We start from the raw sequence: 15,746 nt of genomic DNA, 5'->3' as shown, positions 1-15,746 counted from the left end.
TATATTATACTAATACAGCAATACCTCATAGTGTTTCAGAAATTTACACCATAAACTACTACGATAACTATACCTTCGATAAAGTCTCAGGAAATTCAGAGACCTCATATGGAAAAACACCAACAACCAATGTAAAAGGATTAACAACAGGCAGTAAGGTAAGAGTTTTAGATTCTAACCCTGTGAAATGGATAACTTCTGTAAGTTATTATGATGATAAGGCGCGACCTATTTATATATATAGCCATAATGCATATTTAAATACAACAGATAAAATAAAGAGTCAATTAGATTTTACAGGACAAGTATTAGAAACAACGACCACACATGCCAAAACAGGCAAATCAACTATAACAACAGTAGAAACTTTTACTTATGACCATGTAGGACGCTTAGTATCTCAAAAACAAAAAATAAATAGTTTGGCAGATGAATTAATAGTCGAAAATAATTATGACGATTTAGGTCAATTAGAAAGTAAATATGTAGGAGGGAAAGCTACCATAGATGGATATAAAGATTTAGTTAGAGTTACATTAAGCAATAATGAATTAATAAAAACAACTTCTACAGGATGGAATGGAGGGCTTGCTACTAAGGGCTCATTTTCTAATAACGGTTATATAGAATACGAAGCCCCACAAAACAATAAAACATTTATGGTAGGATTATCTAGTGATAATTCAAGTGCCAGTTATAATAGCATAGACTATGCTCTTTATACGCACTCTAACAATAATGTTTACGTGTACGAATCGGGGAGCTACAAAGGTTATTTTGGATCATATCAAGCTGAAGATATTTTTAGAGTAGAGCGTACAGGTAGTACTATTAAGTACTCCAAAAACGGCATTGTATTTTATACATCAACATCAAGCTCTTCAGGAACTCTAATAGGAGATGGATCTATATATTCCAATCAAGGAAAAATAAAGAGCCTAAAAATAGTTAATACTTCCAAAGGTTTACAAACAGTAGATTATGCTTATAACATAAGAGGTTGGTTAAAACAAATAAACAATACAGCAAGTTTAGGAAATGATTTATTTGGATTTAAAATTAATTACAATACAGTAAATCATAGTGCAACAAAACTGTACAATGGTAATATTTCTGAAACTGAATGGAAAACAGCTAATGATAATGCTTTACGTTGGTATAAATATAATTATGATGGACTTAACAGAATAGAATCTGCATACAGTTATAATGGAAATTACGATGTTTCTAATATCGCTTATGATAAAAATGGGAATATTCAGAATCTAACAAGAGATGGATGGCAAAATTCGTCTAACTACCAAAACATGGATGTTTTAAACTACGATTACTTTAATAGCGAAAAAAGTAATAAACTCTATAAAGTACATAATGCAGGGAATAATAATTATGGGTTTAAAGATAGCAGTGTAAATGATCAAGACTATTGGTATGATGCTAATGGCAATATGTATAGAGATGATAATAAAGGAATAACCAATATTACTTATAATCATTTAAACTTACCAGTAAGTGTTTCTATAAACAAAGGAGGAAATGTGGGAACAATTTCTTACTTTTACGATGCCACAGGTGTAAAACTAAAAAAGGTTGTTAGCGGAACAGATAGTGGTACAACTGAATATGCAGGTAATTATGTATATGAAGGCAGTTCATTGAAATTTTTTAATCATGCTGAGGGGTATGTAGACATCTCTAATGGTTATGAATATGTTTACCAATATAAAGACCATTTAGGAAATGTAAGGTTGAGTTATAAAGATAGTAACAACAATGGAAGTGTTACATCTTCTGAAATACTGGAAGAGAACAACTACTATCCCTTTGGCTTAAAACATAAGGGTTACAATAACAATCCTGTTACTAATCATAAATACGAGTTGTATAATGGTGTTGAGTATGAAGAGGCTTTAGGGTTAGATTTATATGAAATGCCTTTACGCTCTTATGACCCTGCAATAGCTAGATGGACTACTATTGACCCAGTAATTCATTATTTTCAATCAACTTATACAGGTTATAATAATAATCCAGTATTTTGGTCAGACCCTTCTGGTAGTGCTGTTGAAAAAATAAATGGAGGAGTTAGGTATACGGAAGAACACGCGAAACTTGCTTTTGCTGCATTAAAGAAGCAATATGGAAATAATAACAGTAATAAATCTGGAGATAAGTTAGAGCTTGGAACTGTAATATTACCAGAAGTAACTATTACTGTGGGAGATGAAAACTCAACTAAGCTTGCTGCCATAAGAACAGCTTATAACATAAGAAATTCCGAGTACTATTCATTTGAAAATCAAAATACAAATGGTCATTTTCTCCTTAAAGGGGCGCAAGTTCAATCCCCTACAGAAGGTTTTTTGGCAAAAGCACTCTTTCATAATGGTCAAATGGAGTATAATGGTTTATCATATAGTATAGGTTATGATGGCAAGGTAATAGGGCTAGCTCCAATGGCAGGAACGGTACCAGTGGGAGGACCAGTCAAGTCGGGCAGAGGGCTTTGGCGCTTGTCGAAGACTGGTGCTTCTCAAATCAAAAGCCACAAGACTTTTGGTACAATGTATAAAAGCAAGTCAGATGGTTTATGGTGGGCAATTGATAGAGCTGGGCATGGAGGTAGTAAGTTTAAAGTATTTAAAGAGTCTAAAAAAGGATTAGAATGGTTTAAAGATGCGGATGGATTTGGAGATTTTATTATCAATAAACATAAAGGAGGAATAGGAAAACTTATTCCTTGGGGACAATTAAAAACAGTGAAATAAATTGAAATTACTAAAAAAAACACAATTCAAAGCTTATAACTGGTTAAATTTTGAAAGTTTACCAGAAAGTGATGGGTATAAATTTGAACTTTATTCAAAGTTAGATATAGATGTTACTGAAATAACAATTCTTTTTTACTCTCTGTTTAAAAAATTCATAGATGACTTGCAAGTAGGACAATTTGGAATCAATTCTGAATGGGGTGATTTTTGTATAGATACTTGGGATTTGCATAATGACAGATATAATTATTCTCCTGAGGGTAAAAGTAATTCAACTGCTGCTTATTTAACCATGCTTATTGAGAATGAAATCGGACCTGATTATAATGGTTTTTGTAGGTCATTGAATTGGGATAAATTTTTACCTATAGTGTTAGATTGCATTTTAAATCATATGGCTTCATATAGTATAATGATTTACGCTCCTAAACATGACTTTGTTTTCTATTTTCATCATACAGGTAGTATTGGAATTTTTTATAAAGAATTAAACGATGGGGTAAAACATATTATTGAAAGAGCGAAAATCGAAGACTTAGATATTAGAAATGCGAACGATGAACGGGTAATGGTACAGATTGGTTGATGTTATAATTTTAAATCATAAACAACTACAAAACAATAAATTAAAATATAAATTTAGTTTAAAAAGGGTGGACATAAAGTTCATCCTTTTCTTTTTAAACGTATTTAAAGGCTTTAAAAGGTATATTCCCCCCCGCTAGCGCTCGACTGTGTCGGGTGCCGTATTGAGTAAGTATTGCATTGTAGTTTAAATAGGTAATAAGATTAACTTTATTGTGGTCTATTTTAGTGAAAAATTATAATAAGCCTATCCTAGGTAAAACTAGAATAGGCTTTGTTTTTTAATGGTATTGTAGTCACTCGTCATAGACGAACGCTGGCAATATTTAGCAAGACCTAATTAAAAACATAAGAAAAATATGTTTTTTGTATTTTAGACTAATGAGTAGGAAATACAAATTTCATAATAAAGCGAGTTTATACTTTGTAAGCTTTGCTACTGTAAACTAGATAGATATATTTACAAAGGAATTATACTTTGGTGTACTGGCAAAAAGTATAGATTATTGCAGAGCACATAAAGGAATGGGGCTGTATGCTTATTACTTTATGCCAAGTCATGTTCATTTAATATTTCGTTCTACAACAAGTCAACCTATGGAATTATTAAGAAGTTTTAAGAAGCACACAGCCAAAAAAGTTATAGAAGCTAAAGAAAACAACCCACAAGAAAGTAGAAAAGAATGGTTATTATGGATTTTTGAGAGAGCAGAAAAAAAACAAGGTAATGTAAATAAATATAAATTTTGGCAACACCATAATAAGCCTATAGAGCTTTGGAGCGATAACGTAATAAAACAAAAAATAGATTACATAAATAACACTCCTGTAGAAACAGGTTTTGTAAAAACACTATAGACAGGAAATACTCAAGTGCAAGAAATTTTCAGGATGATAATACAGTTTTAGAGATTGATGCTATCGGATTTATAGCTTAAAATTAAAAACAAAACCTTATACATAGTAAGGCATAAACTTACTCTCAATTAAATAATATCTAATATTTTTATAGTTTATAGATAAATTAGACTATGGTAAAATATACGATGTTGTTTTTGTTAATGGTGTTTTTTACTTGTAGTTGTAGCACTCTAGCGGTAATGCAAGAGCCCCAAACAAACACCCAACAAAAAGTTAGTATAGGTAGTTTGGGCTCAGGTAAAGATTTTATACTTCAAAAAAATTATAATAGTGCAGCTCTACCAAGTTATAGCAAACCAATAAAAGTTTCGGTATTCATAAAACCATTTACAAAACAAACTTACAAATCGTTTTTAAAAGCTAGTGCTTCGCAATCAGAACATGTATCAATAAATTATACAGATTCTATTAAAGTAAAACCACAATATATTCAATTTAAAATAGCAGATAAAGTAGAGCTTATTGAAGCTTTAAATGCCAAAGAAAACTTAAGAGTAAAAACATATTTAGGCCATAACTCATCCACTAATATTGTTACAAGTATATCTATGGCATTCAATAGAGCAAATTTAGATGTTATAAAACAAGCAAGTGGTGTATTTTTAATTGAGTATTTATCAAAACAGTATGCTTTACAATTGTATAAAGATGGTGTTAAATCAGAAATAATTCAGTTTAAAGAAGGTGTTGTTTTCGCCTATAATACATCTAACTGTTGTTGGCAGGAAGACACAAGACATCGCACTAATATTGTTGATATAGTTGATAAGTATAATCGTTGCCCTAATAAAACGTTTCGTTCTGCGAATAAAGCCAAAACTGAAAATAAATTATTTTAAAAGTTAAAAGAAATGAAAACTATTTTACATATGGCTTGTTTGGTGTTTTGCTTTACCTCATGCGAAGATATTATAGAGGTTGAAGATATTTCGGAAAAAGATATTAACGTTTTAGCACCTTTAAACAATACGGTTTTAGATAATATCGCTGTTACATTCTCTTGGGAAGCTGTTAACGATGCAGAAACATATCACATTCAAGTAGCAACACCTTCTTTTACCAATGCCCAACAAATTGTAAAGGATACTATTGTTAAAATCACACAGCTTTCTACGGTTTTAAGTGCTAAAAATTTTGAATGGCGTGTTAGAGGAGAAAACTCAGATTATACTACAGGCTATACCACACAAAATTTCACTATTGAAGAGTAAAACAAAAACATATGCATTATTGGTTTTAGCCCTTAATATTTGGGGTGTTTTAGGTTATAGAATACTTAGTACGGTAAATCCTGGTACTCCAGAAATTGCTCTTCAAGATTTTGAGGGGTCGTTTATACCAAAGCAAAACAAAATGGTTGATACTTTTTCTATTCAAACGGTAAATAGAGACCCATTTTTAGGAACATTACTTGTAAAAAAGAAAGCAACTAGTAACAAACAAAAACAATCTAGAAAAGAAAAAGTTATCTGGATGCCAATTATATATCACGGTTGCATTGTTAAGCAAAAAAGTAATGCCAAAATATATATTATATCTATTAATGATAAACAAATTCTTATGAAAATTGGTCAAGAAATTGATGGCATAAAACTGATAAGAGGGAATAGTAAAAGTGTTTTGTTAGAATACAAGCAAAGTAGAAAATCGGTTTTAAAGATATGATCTTCTCTAAGATAAAAGGTGGAGCATTACAGTTTACCATGTTTGTTGTTGTGGTAATTGCTCTTTTACTGTCTGCATTTATTCTTTTAACACATACTTATAAAACTTTTAAGGTTCAAACAGATTTTACACTAGAGACCACACAAAATGCAGATACAGGTATACAGTATGTTCTAAATAATAATATACTAAAGAATGACAGCGTTTTTATTAATTTAACTGATGAAACATATAAGACGCTTCAAATACATCGAAATTTTTGGGGTGTTTTAGAAAAAGTAACATCAATATCAAAAATAAAAAATAAGAGATTTAGAAAAGTGGCTTTGGTTGGGGGAATACAACCTGAAATGAATAGAACAGCACTTTACCTTGAAGATAATAATCGACCTTTAGTACTAGTTGGAAATACAAAAATTAAAGGAACAGCTTACTTGCCTAAACAAGGGGTAAGAACAGGAAATATTTCTGGGCATTCCTATTATGGTAATGAGCTTATTTATGGATTAACAAAAGAAAGTAAAACACTTCCAAAGCCTAACAAAGAATTTTTAGAGCGTATTAATAATATTAGAAATGAAGTAAACACAGTTAACGAAACACATTTTTTAGACTTAGAAAGAAGTAGAAATCATCTAAATTTGTTCTATAATCCTCTAAGAATAATTTATAGTACTTCTAGTATAAACCTTTCAGAAGTGTCTCTTATAGGTCATATCCTAGTTCAATCCGAAACTAAAATAATAGTTGACGAGTCATCCCATTTAAAGGATGTTGTTTTAATAGCTCCGAAAATTGAAATTAAAAATCATGTAAAAAGCACATTTCAAGCTATTGCTACAGAGTCTATTTCGGTTGGGGATTATTGCAAACTTGATTATCCTAGTACTTTAGTTTTGAAAGACTCTAGACAAACTTTAAAACTATCTAATAACAGGGATGATGTTGTACCGTTTAAAATAGGAAAGTATTCAAAAATTAAAGGTCAGATTGTGTATTTAGGAGGTTCAAAAAATTATAATACTCAGGTTTTTATTGATGAGGATGCTTTGATTATGGGTGAAGTATATTGTAATAAGAACTTAGAACTTTTGGGCAGTGTACATGGTAGCGTTTATACTTCTGGCTTTGTAGCTAACCAATCTGGTTCAGCATATCAAAATCATATTTATAATGGAAGCATTGTTGTTGATAATCTTCCACAAGAGTATGTGGGGTTAACTTTTAAGGGGGCTAAAAAGGGAATTGTTAAATGGTTGTACTAAAAAAAATAAAGGCATCTACTTTAATGGAGACATTAGTTGCAACCGTATTAATCGTTGTTGTCTTTATGATTGCAAGTATGATATTAAATAATTTATTTTCTAACAGTATAAGAAGTAATACAAGGTTAATAGATGCACATTTAAATGAATTACAGTATTTATACATAAACGATAATTTACAACTACCCTATAGTGATGATTATAATTCTTGGGAAGTTACTATTAACTCCTATACAGAAAGAGAAAGCACTATTGTTTTAATTGAAGCCTTTAATAGAAATATAAATAAAACTATTACAAAAAGAATTGTTGAGAACTAAACACAAAATAAAAGCATTTACATTAAGTGAAATGGTTGTTGTAATTATTATAACAAGTATTGTTGTGGGTATAGCTTTTGCGGTGTTACAGTTAGTACAGAAACATATGAGGGGTATAAAATACAACTTTAGTGAAAATACCGTAATTAATACCTTTGAACAATCTTTATGGGTGGATTTTAACAAGTATTCTAAAATAAAGTATAATAAAAAAGAGGATGCTCTAATTTTTGCTTCAGAGATAGACTCTACAATCTACAAATTTGAGAATGACTATATTTTAAAAAGAAGAGACACATTCAATATTCAAATTCAAAATAAAGCGTTCTTTTTTGATGGAAATAAAATAGAAAAGGGACAAGTTGATGCCTTGAAATTAGAAGGGTCAAAATCATTCCCAAATCAACGTTTATTTATTTTTAAAAGAAACAGTGCAACCTCATTTATGAATTAATGGCTTTTCAGTTAGAAAACATATCGACCGCAAACGCTATTAAAAAAGAAAGAAGTGATAATACGTCTTTTTTAAAGAAAGAAATAACACTGTTTAACAATGCTTTTACAAATAAAATAAAGGAAGGGTTTTATATTGAGTTAAGTATTTTATTAAAAGCAGGAGTATCTTTAAACGAGGGGCTAGAACTTATTGGGAAGTCTCAAAAAAAGGCTCAGAATAAAGCCATAGTGGAAAACATTTCTGATGATATTGTTTCTGGACAAAGCCTATCTGAAGCTTTGAAAAAACATAAACAATTCACTAATTACGAATATCATTCTATTAAAATAGGAGAGGAAACAGGTACTTTAGCTCAAGTAATAGAACAGTTAGGTTTTTTTTTTTCAAGAAAAAATGAACAGCGTAGAGATTTAGTTAATGCCTTAACCTACCCTATTATCATTTTAAGTACAGCAGTTTTGGTTGTTACATTTATGTTGCATTATGTTGTACCCATGTTTCGAGATATTTTTGAACAACAGGGAGTCGAATTACCAGGAATAACCAAAGTTATTATTAGCGTATCTGAGTTTATGCAAGATTATGGGATGCTAATAATTCTATTACTTGTTGTGGTTATAATATTTCAATCATTTTTAAACAAAAAAAAACGTTTTAAGCGTTTAAAAGATAAATTTATACTGAAACTCCCTTTTATTGGAAACTTTGTAAAAACAGTTTACTTATCTCAATTCACTCAAGCTGTATCTCTCTTAACGGCATCTAAAGTTCCTGTTGTGAATAGTATTCAGTTGGTTAAACAAATGATTAACTTCTATCCACTACAAAACGCCTTAGAGAAAGTAGAAGAGCATATAATGAACGGTGAAAGTTTAAGTAAAAGTTTGGCTAAACATAAACTATTTGACGACAAAATGATTGCACTTGTTAAAGTATCAGAAGAAACTAACCAGACAGAGTACATTTTTGATAGATTAAACATGCAGTATAACACCCAAGTACAGCAACAATCTAAAATGTTATCTACGCTAATGGAGCCTTTTATTATTTTAATAGTAGGTGTTTTAGTAGGCATTATCTTAATTGCGATGTACTTACCAATGTTTGAATTAAGTAGTGTGATGGGCTGATTTATAATATAAAACACTAAACATAAATAGCGAAAAAAGTTAATACAACAATCATGTTGCCCCGATTGTTGCCCCCTTATAAAAAACAAAAATCCGCAAATCGTTATAAATTAACGTTCTACGGATATATTGCGTGGTCCCACTTGGGCTCGAACCAAGGACCACCTGATTATGAGTCAGGTGCTCTAACCAACTGAGCTATGGGACCGAAATTGGAGTGCAAATCTAATACTTATTTTAAAACTCTACAAGAAAATTATTCATTTATAATAATTTCTTGGCAAAGCTCTATCAATACACCGTTTGTAGACTTAGGATGCAAAAAGGCAACAAGCTTATTATCAGCTCCTTTTTTCGGTTTTTTATTTAAAACAATAAAACCTTCGCTAGATAATCTTTTTATTTCTGCTTCAATATTATCAACATCAAAAGCAATATGATGTATCCCTTCGCCCTTCTTTGCTATAAATTTAGCTATAGCACTATCTTCTTTAGTAGCTTCTAGCAACTCAATTTTATTATCACCAGCTTTAAAAAACGATGTTTTTACACCTTCACTTTCAACCTCTTCTTGTTTATAAGGTTGTTTACCAAAAATCTTAGAATACAAACTATTAGCCTCTTCTAAATTTTTAACAGCAATACCTATATGTTCAATTTTATTCATTAAAAAAATATTTTTATTATTCTCGTTTTTATCTGCGAGTAATAAAACAACAGTAAAACTTCTTAAATTAAACTTAAAAGTTAGCTCAAAATATTAAAATAGCAATCTAAAAGTAAGATAATCTTTAAATAACCATTATTTTTGCAAACTAAACCTTTAATAGGTATTAAAAATGAGCAACATAGAGGAAAGTCAAAGACAAAAGAAAATAGGAACCGTTTTACAACAAGATTTAGTTGATGTTTTACAAAAGGCAGCCACACAAGGCGGTATGCGCGGTGTTTTAATATCCGTATCTAAAGTAAAAGTAACGGTAGACTTATCGGTTGCAAAAGTATATTTAAGCATTTTTCCAAACAACAAGGCTCAAGAGTTACTTGAAGGAATACGATCTAACACCCCATTAATTCGACACGAATTAGCACAACGCACAAAAAATCAATTAAGACGCATGCCTAATTTAGAGTTTTTTGTAGACGACTCTTTAGAGTACATCGATCAAATAGAAAAATCTTTAAAAGGAAAAGAAAACCCTATTAGTAATCCAGATTTATTAGACAAAAGAAAACAATCTTAATTGAATTTTCCTTTATATATAGCAAAACGTTATTTACGCTCTAAAAGCAGTAACAACGCTATTAACGTAATAACTATAATAGCTGGTATTGGCATTATAATTGGCACAGCATCTTTATTTATTGTGCTCTCTGCCTTTGCGGGTTTAAAAGATTTTACCCTACAATTTACATCTGTTGTAGACCCACAATTAAAAGCTGTAACTGCAAACGGTAAATCGTTTATACTTACAGACACTAATGTTAATAAATTAAATAACATAGAAGGTATTGCGCAGTACTCTAAAATTATAGAAGAACGCGTTTTTATAGAGTCCGATGGCAAAACATATCCAAGCGGTATTATAAAAGGCGTAGACAAGCATTACAGAAATGTTGTAAACATAGATTCTGTTATAGAGTATGGCAGCTGGTTAGAGCAAAAAACAAACCAAATAGTAGTAGGCTGGGGTATTTCTAGCAGCCTCTCTTTTAGCGTTTTAGATTATGCCAAACGTATTAACATATATGTACCCAAACCAGGAAAAGGACAAATAACCTCTGTAAAAAGTGCTTTTAACACCGTTAGAGCAGTAAACGTTGGTATTTTCGATATTAACGAAAACCTAAACGACACGTACATTTTTGCACCTATAAACTTAGTAGAAAACCTACTAAATTACAAACCCAATCAAATATCGGCAATTGCATTTAAATTAGCAGAAAATGCCAATGAGGAGACCGTAAAAAATCAAATTGAATCTGTTTTAGGCACAAATATTATAATTAAAAACAGAGAACAGCTAAACGACAAGCTGTACAAAATGCTAAACACCGAACAATTAGCATTATACCTCATTTTTACCCTCATATTAATTATCGCACTTTTTAATGTTATTGGCTCTATAATTATGATGATTTTAGACAAAAAGAAAACATTAAACACCCTTTTTAAAATAGGTGTAACCGTGCAAGATATTCGTAAAATATTTTTTTATCAAGGCAGTTTAATGTCTCTATTAGGCGGACTTGTAGGCATTACCATAGGCTTTCTACTGGTTAGTTTACAGCTTTATGGTCCAGAATTTTTTAAAATATACATTACTCCATCTCTACCTTACCCAGTAACCATAAAGTTAGAAAACTTTGTAATTGTCTTTTTAACCATTTCTGTTTTGGGCATTATAGCATCCAAAATTGCATCGGTACGCATTAATAACACTTTAATACAAGACGTTTAGTTTTTGGGCAAGTTGCCATAAAAAATGGCAAACAGGCTTTCCGCTATATCTTTTTGAGAAAAACAAAAAGGATGCCGCATCAATCCTTCTTGCGAGTATATTTGGATTTGGCAACACTAATTTTAATAAAAATGTTTTTAAATTAAATCTTTAATAAATTATAGAAGTTCATATTTTACCTAGCTTAAACTATTTGCTAAACGAAAAGTTCACAAAAAATACAGCTAAAAATTCTTCGAAAAAAACATTAAAAACTACTCTGTAAATTGATGTCCAGCAAATTTTTCTAACACCTCATCGAAAGCAGCAAATACATCCTCGGAGTGGTCGCTAGTTACCATTTTCATGCGGTATTCTTTAAAATGCGGAATGCCTTTAAAATAATTAGTGTAATGGCGTCGTGTTTCAAAAACACCCAAAACCTCACCTTTCCAGTCTATAGACATTTGTAAATGCCTACGAGCAGCCTCAACACGCTCCTCTAAAGAAATTGGTGCTAAGTGTTTACCTGTATTAAAAAAGTGCTTTACTTGTTTAAAAAACCAAGGATTACCAATACTAGCACGACCAATCATGCAGCCATCTAAACCGTAATCGTCTCGCATTTCCATGGCGCGTTCTGGCGATGTAACATCTCCATTTCCAAAAATTGGAATATGCATACGCGGGTTATTTTTAACCTGAGCAATAGGTTTCCAATCGGCATCGCCTTTATACATCTGCGCACGTGTACGCCCATGTATAGCAATAGCTTTACAACCTACATCTTGCAAACGCTCTGCAACCTCTACAATACGTATAGAGTCGTGATCCCAACCCAAACGAGTTTTAACAGTAACAGGAATATTGGTGCGTTTTACCATTTCGGCAGTAAGTTGCTCCATTAAACAAATGTCTTTTAAAATACCTGCTCCCGCTCCTTTACTTACCACTTTTTTTACAGGACAACCAAAGTTAATATCTATAATATCTGGTTTAGATTCTGCTACAATATCTATAGTTTGCAGCATGCTATCTAGATTTGCACCAAATATTTGAATCCCAACAGGGCGTTCTTTTTCGTATATATCTAATTTCATAACGCTTTTGGCAGCATTACGAATTAACCCTTCGCTTGATACAAATTCGGTATAAACCACATCTGCGCCTTGTTCTTTACAAAGAGCGCGAAATGGAGGATCGCTAACATCTTCCATAGGCGCTAAAAGCAATGGAAAATCTGGAAGTTCTATGTTATCTATTTTTACCAAATCTTAAAAATTTATGCAAAAATAAAGTTTTTATTATTCACTTACTAACGACTAGAAAATAAAGGTAACACCTTGTTAATACTAAATATGTATATTTAACATCTAAATCTAAAAAAAATCATGAAAAACCAACTATGCCTTTTATTTACGCTATGCCTAGCTCTTATTAATTGTAGTGTAATAGACGAGCTTACAAAATTTGATATAGATTACGAAACTACGTACACCATACCTCCTGTAAGTATAATTAACGTGCCTATTAGTTTAAATACTCCAGATATTGAAACCGAAAACGAAGCTACTTACGAAAACAATAACACCAACAAAAACTCGGTTGAAAGTATTCGTTTAAAAAGCATGACGCTAGATATAATATCGCCTAACACTGCTAATTTTAATTTTTTAAAAGAAATTTACATCTATATTAAAACAGAAACCCAAGACGAAATAGAAATTGCCAACTTAATAGATTTAGAAAATACAAACGCTACTTTTTTAGAATTAAACACTTTAAACAAAGAGCTTGAAAAATATGTTAAAGAAGATACTTTTACTTTACGTGTAAGAGCTATAGCAGACGAAACCACTGCCGAAGAAATTGAAATAAGCATAAAAAACGTTTTTGCAGTTGATGCTAAAATTTTAGGTATTTAATTAAATGCAAATTCCGTTTGAACCTGTAATTTTTGGATATAGCATTAACATTCACTTGGTTTTAGAGTATTTAGCCTTTTTTTTAGGTTTTAGGTATTATGTGTTTTTAAGGCAAAGACGCAAAGACATTATATCTTCTAGAAACAGATTATCTATTATTCTTGGTGCTGCTTTGGGGGCTTTAATTGGTTCGAGGTTGGTTGGTTTTTTAGAAAACCCGCTTATTACATTTACTCAAAATAATATTATTCAGTTATTAAACACCAAAACCATAATGGGTGGTTTATTTGGCGGTTTGCTTGGTGTAGAGCTTGCTAAAAAAAGCATTGGCGAAAACGAGCGTTCTGGCGATTTGTTCGTGTTTCCTATTATTTTAGGCATTTTTATTGGGCGAACTGGTTGTTTTTTATCGGGTATTAACGAGTTTACTTATGGTAACCAAACCGCTTCGGTTTTTGGAATGGATTTAGGTGATGGCCTTTTAAGACACCCTACATCGCTTTACGAATTGGTATTTTTAACACTTCTTTTTTTAGGTTTACAGCATATAAAAAACACTAAAACATTAAAAAATGGCGATCTTTTTAAATGGTTTATGATTTTATATTTTGCCTTTAGGTTTTTTATAGAGTTTTTAAAACCTAATGTGTTTTATGTACTTGGATTAAGTACAATTCAAATATTATGTTTAATTTGTTTGCTGTATTACAGAACCACTATTTTTAGTCTAAAATTAAACAGACGAGTGCGTTAGGGATTGCAACGAAAAGCCCACAGCCTGACGTAGGAAGTGCGAGAACTTGTAGTGTAAAGCCCGACCCTTTTCGGGTAACGCCCAAATATTTGTTATAAAATTTAAAACATGCCTGTTAGAAAATATACCTATTATGATTTTACTTTAAGCTTGTGTCCTGAGTGTTTAAAACGGGTGGACGCCAAAATTGTGTTCGAAAACGAGAAGGTATACATGTTAAAACGTTGTAAAGAACACGGTAATAGCAAGGTGTTAATTGCTGATGATATTGAGTATTATAAAAACATACGCAACTACAATAAACCGAGCGAAACACCATATAAATTTAATACCCAAACCGATTACGGGTGCCCCTACGATTGTGGTTTGTGCCCAGACCACGAGCAACACAGTTGTTTAACCGTTGTAGAGGTTACAGACCGCTGTAATTTAACTTGTCCAACATGTTATGCAGGATCGTCGCCAACTTATGGTAGACACCGCACTTTGGACGAGGTAAAACAAATGCTAGATACTATTGTTGCTAATGAAAAGGAACCTGATGTGGTACAAATTTCTGGTGGAGAGCCAACAATTCACCCTCAATTTTGGGAGATTTTAGATTATGCAAAATCGCTACCTATTAGGCATTTAATGTTAAATACAAATGGTATTAAAATTGCTAAAGATGTCGCTTTCGCAGAACGGTTAAAAACCTATGCGCCAGATTTTGAAATTTACTTACAGTTTGACTCTTTTAAAAACAGTGTGTTACGAGAATTACGTGGCGCCGACTTAAATGATATTAGAAAACAGGCTATAGCAAATTTAAATACGGTAAACTTATCGACAACCTTAGTGGTTACACTACAAAAAGGATTGAACGATAACGAAATTGGAAAAATTATAGATTACGCATTGTTACAAAAATGCGTGCGTGGTGTAACACTACAACCTACACAAATTGCTGGACGTTTGGATAACTTTAATCCAGAAACAGATAGAATGACTATTACTGAAGTACGCAGGAAAATAATGGAACAGACTGATATTTTTAATCCGGACGATTTACTACCTGTACCTTGCAACCCAGATGCTTTGGTTATGGGTTATGCACTTAAATTAGGTGGAGAAGTTTTTCCTTTAACACGTTATATTAACCCTAACGATTTGCTAGACAACAGTAAAAACACGATTATTTACGAGCAAGACGAACAGTTACAAGGTAAAATGGTAGAGTTGTTTAGCACTGGTAACTCGGTTGAAGTTGCAGAAGAAAACCTAAAATCTATTATGTGCTGTTTACCTAATATAGATGCGCCAAATTTGGGTTACGATAATTTGTTTAGAGTAATTATTATGCAATTTATTGATGCTTATAATTTTGATGTGCGTGCTATTAAAAAATCGTGCGTGCATATTGTAGATAAAGACAATAAAATTATCCCTTTTGAAACTATGAATTTGTTTTATAGAGATGATAAAAAAGCGAGATTAGAAGAGCTTAGAAATGAAGTGATTTAATAAACTTAC

17 protein-coding genes and 1 tRNA gene are annotated in these 15,746 nt (G+C 31.5%); 15 read left to right on the top strand and 3 right to left on the bottom strand.

Annotated features, from left to right (window positions below):
• The 10 genes from ABD715_RS06685 to ABD715_RS06640 form a co-directional block, all read left to right on the top strand.
• Nucleotides 1–2,768, top strand: a 2,768-nt coding sequence (locus ABD715_RS06685; RefSeq protein WP_344787352.1) for an RHS repeat domain-containing protein, incomplete at its 5' end; no start/stop codon positions are given.
• A 1-nt stretch (nucleotide 2,769) separates the two neighbouring features.
• The gene (locus tag ABD715_RS06680) at nucleotides 2,770–3,357 is read left to right on the top strand and encodes a hypothetical protein (RefSeq protein ID WP_344787351.1); all 588 of its coding nucleotides are present in this window, start codon (nucleotides 2,770–2,772) and stop codon (nucleotides 3,355–3,357) included.
• Nucleotides 3,358–3,881: 524 nt separating this feature from the next.
• Nucleotides 3,882–4,214 carry a hypothetical protein gene (locus ABD715_RS06675; RefSeq protein WP_344787349.1) on the top strand — a complete coding sequence of 111 codons (333 nt, stop codon included), beginning with the start codon at nucleotides 3,882–3,884 and terminating at the stop codon, nucleotides 4,212–4,214.
• Nucleotides 4,215–4,456: 242 nt separating this feature from the next.
• Nucleotides 4,457–5,116, top strand: coding sequence for a hypothetical protein (locus ABD715_RS06670; protein WP_344787348.1), 660 nt, complete (start codon nucleotides 4,457–4,459; stop codon nucleotides 5,114–5,116).
• A 12-nt stretch (nucleotides 5,117–5,128) separates the two neighbouring features.
• Entirely contained in the window at nucleotides 5,129–5,488 is a 360-nt protein-coding gene (locus tag ABD715_RS06665) for a hypothetical protein (RefSeq protein ID WP_344787347.1), read from the top strand.
• Nucleotides 5,478–5,942, top strand: coding sequence for a hypothetical protein (locus ABD715_RS06660; RefSeq protein ID WP_344787346.1), 465 nt, complete (start codon nucleotides 5,478–5,480; stop codon nucleotides 5,940–5,942). Before ABD715_RS06665 ends, ABD715_RS06660 begins: the two co-directional genes overlap by 11 nt.
• Complete coding sequence (locus tag ABD715_RS06655) at nucleotides 5,939–7,207, top strand: hypothetical protein (protein WP_344787345.1); 1,269 nt, start codon at nucleotides 5,939–5,941, stop codon at nucleotides 7,205–7,207. Before ABD715_RS06660 ends, ABD715_RS06655 begins: the two co-directional genes overlap by 4 nt.
• Nucleotides 7,195–7,527 carry a hypothetical protein gene (locus ABD715_RS06650; protein WP_344787344.1) on the top strand — a complete coding sequence of 111 codons (333 nt, stop codon included), beginning with the start codon at nucleotides 7,195–7,197 and terminating at the stop codon, nucleotides 7,525–7,527. Before ABD715_RS06655 ends, ABD715_RS06650 begins: the two co-directional genes overlap by 13 nt.
• Nucleotides 7,517–7,981 (top strand): prepilin-type N-terminal cleavage/methylation domain-containing protein, encoded by a 465-nt coding sequence (locus ABD715_RS06645; RefSeq protein WP_344787343.1) that lies wholly within the window; start codon nucleotides 7,517–7,519, stop codon nucleotides 7,979–7,981. Before ABD715_RS06650 ends, ABD715_RS06645 begins: the two co-directional genes overlap by 11 nt.
• Nucleotides 7,981–9,114: a type II secretion system F family protein gene (locus ABD715_RS06640; protein WP_344787342.1), complete on the top strand. Its 1,134-nt coding sequence runs from the start codon at nucleotides 7,981–7,983 to the stop codon at nucleotides 9,112–9,114. The genes ABD715_RS06645 and ABD715_RS06640 overlap by 1 nt, the downstream gene beginning before the upstream one ends.
• Before the next feature lie 134 nt (nucleotides 9,115–9,248).
• Here ABD715_RS06640 and ABD715_RS06635 read toward each other — a convergent pair.
• Together ABD715_RS06635 and mce are read right to left on the bottom strand one after the other, a co-directional pair.
• Nucleotides 9,249–9,322, bottom strand: a tRNA-Ile gene (locus tag ABD715_RS06635).
• Nucleotides 9,323–9,370: 48 nt separating this feature from the next.
• On the bottom strand, nucleotides 9,371–9,781 hold the full coding sequence (mce, locus tag ABD715_RS06630) for a methylmalonyl-CoA epimerase (protein WP_344787341.1): 411 nt from the start codon (nucleotides 9,779–9,781) through the stop codon (nucleotides 9,371–9,373).
• 172 nt (nucleotides 9,782–9,953) lie between these two features.
• On the opposite strand from mce, the gene rbfA reads away from it, so the two are divergent.
• A complete protein-coding gene (gene rbfA, locus ABD715_RS06625) occupies nucleotides 9,954–10,358 on the top strand; it encodes a 30S ribosome-binding factor RbfA (RefSeq protein WP_344787340.1) in 405 nt (134 codons plus the stop codon).
• Nucleotides 10,359–11,576 (top strand): ABC transporter permease, encoded by a 1,218-nt coding sequence (locus ABD715_RS06620; protein ID WP_344787338.1) that lies wholly within the window; start codon nucleotides 10,359–10,361, stop codon nucleotides 11,574–11,576.
• Nucleotides 11,577–11,830: 254 nt separating this feature from the next.
• Here the strand turns inward: ABD715_RS06620 and dusB are convergent, their stop codons facing one another.
• On the bottom strand, nucleotides 11,831–12,826 hold the full coding sequence (dusB, locus tag ABD715_RS06615) for a tRNA dihydrouridine synthase DusB (protein ID WP_344787337.1): 996 nt from the start codon (nucleotides 12,824–12,826) through the stop codon (nucleotides 11,831–11,833).
• A 120-nt stretch (nucleotides 12,827–12,946) separates the two neighbouring features.
• Between dusB and ABD715_RS06610 the strand changes: the two genes are divergently transcribed.
• The 3 genes from ABD715_RS06610 to ABD715_RS06600 all read left to right on the top strand — a co-directional run bounded on the left by ABD715_RS06610 (nucleotide 12,947) and on the right by ABD715_RS06600 (nucleotide 15,737).
• Complete coding sequence (locus ABD715_RS06610; RefSeq protein ID WP_344787336.1) at nucleotides 12,947–13,480, top strand: hypothetical protein; 534 nt, start codon at nucleotides 12,947–12,949, stop codon at nucleotides 13,478–13,480.
• Nucleotides 13,481–13,484: 4 nt separating this feature from the next.
• Nucleotides 13,485–14,234: a prolipoprotein diacylglyceryl transferase gene (locus ABD715_RS06605; protein WP_344787335.1), complete on the top strand. Its 750-nt coding sequence runs from the start codon at nucleotides 13,485–13,487 to the stop codon at nucleotides 14,232–14,234.
• Between the two features lie 108 nt (nucleotides 14,235–14,342).
• Entirely contained in the window at nucleotides 14,343–15,737 is a 1,395-nt protein-coding gene (locus ABD715_RS06600; protein ID WP_344787334.1) for a radical SAM protein, read from the top strand.
• The last annotated feature ends 9 nt before the right edge of the window (nucleotides 15,738–15,746 follow it).

The organism is Postechiella marina, assembly GCF_039538365.1.
Lineage (GTDB): Bacteria > Bacteroidota > Bacteroidia > Flavobacteriales > Flavobacteriaceae > Postechiella > Postechiella marina.
The sequence above is the reverse complement of the archived record's forward strand: the minus strand, read 5'-3'. Positions and strand labels throughout refer to the sequence as shown.

Coding starts and splice junctions, on each gene's coding strand:
- ABD715_RS06675 (WP_344787349.1), top strand. CDS start 3,882: ATGGGGCTGTATGCTTATTACTTTATGCCAAGTCATGTTCATTTAATA.
- ABD715_RS06670 (WP_344787348.1), top strand. CDS start 4,457: ATGCAAGAGCCCCAAACAAACACCCAACAAAAAGTTAGTATAGGTAGT.
- ABD715_RS06665 (WP_344787347.1), top strand. CDS start 5,129: ATGAAAACTATTTTACATATGGCTTGTTTGGTGTTTTGCTTTACCTCA.
- ABD715_RS06655 (WP_344787345.1), top strand. CDS start 5,939: ATGATCTTCTCTAAGATAAAAGGTGGAGCATTACAGTTTACCATGTTT.
- ABD715_RS06650 (WP_344787344.1), top strand. CDS start 7,195: ATGGTTGTACTAAAAAAAATAAAGGCATCTACTTTAATGGAGACATTA.
- ABD715_RS06640 (WP_344787342.1), top strand. CDS start 7,981: ATGGCTTTTCAGTTAGAAAACATATCGACCGCAAACGCTATTAAAAAA.
- mce (WP_344787341.1), bottom strand. CDS start 9,781: ATGAATAAAATTGAACATATAGGTATTGCTGTTAAAAATTTAGAAGAG.
- rbfA (WP_344787340.1), top strand. CDS start 9,954: ATGAGCAACATAGAGGAAAGTCAAAGACAAAAGAAAATAGGAACCGTT.
- ABD715_RS06610 (WP_344787336.1), top strand. CDS start 12,947: ATGAAAAACCAACTATGCCTTTTATTTACGCTATGCCTAGCTCTTATT.
- ABD715_RS06605 (WP_344787335.1), top strand. CDS start 13,485: ATGCAAATTCCGTTTGAACCTGTAATTTTTGGATATAGCATTAACATT.
- ABD715_RS06600 (WP_344787334.1), top strand. CDS start 14,343: ATGCCTGTTAGAAAATATACCTATTATGATTTTACTTTAAGCTTGTGT.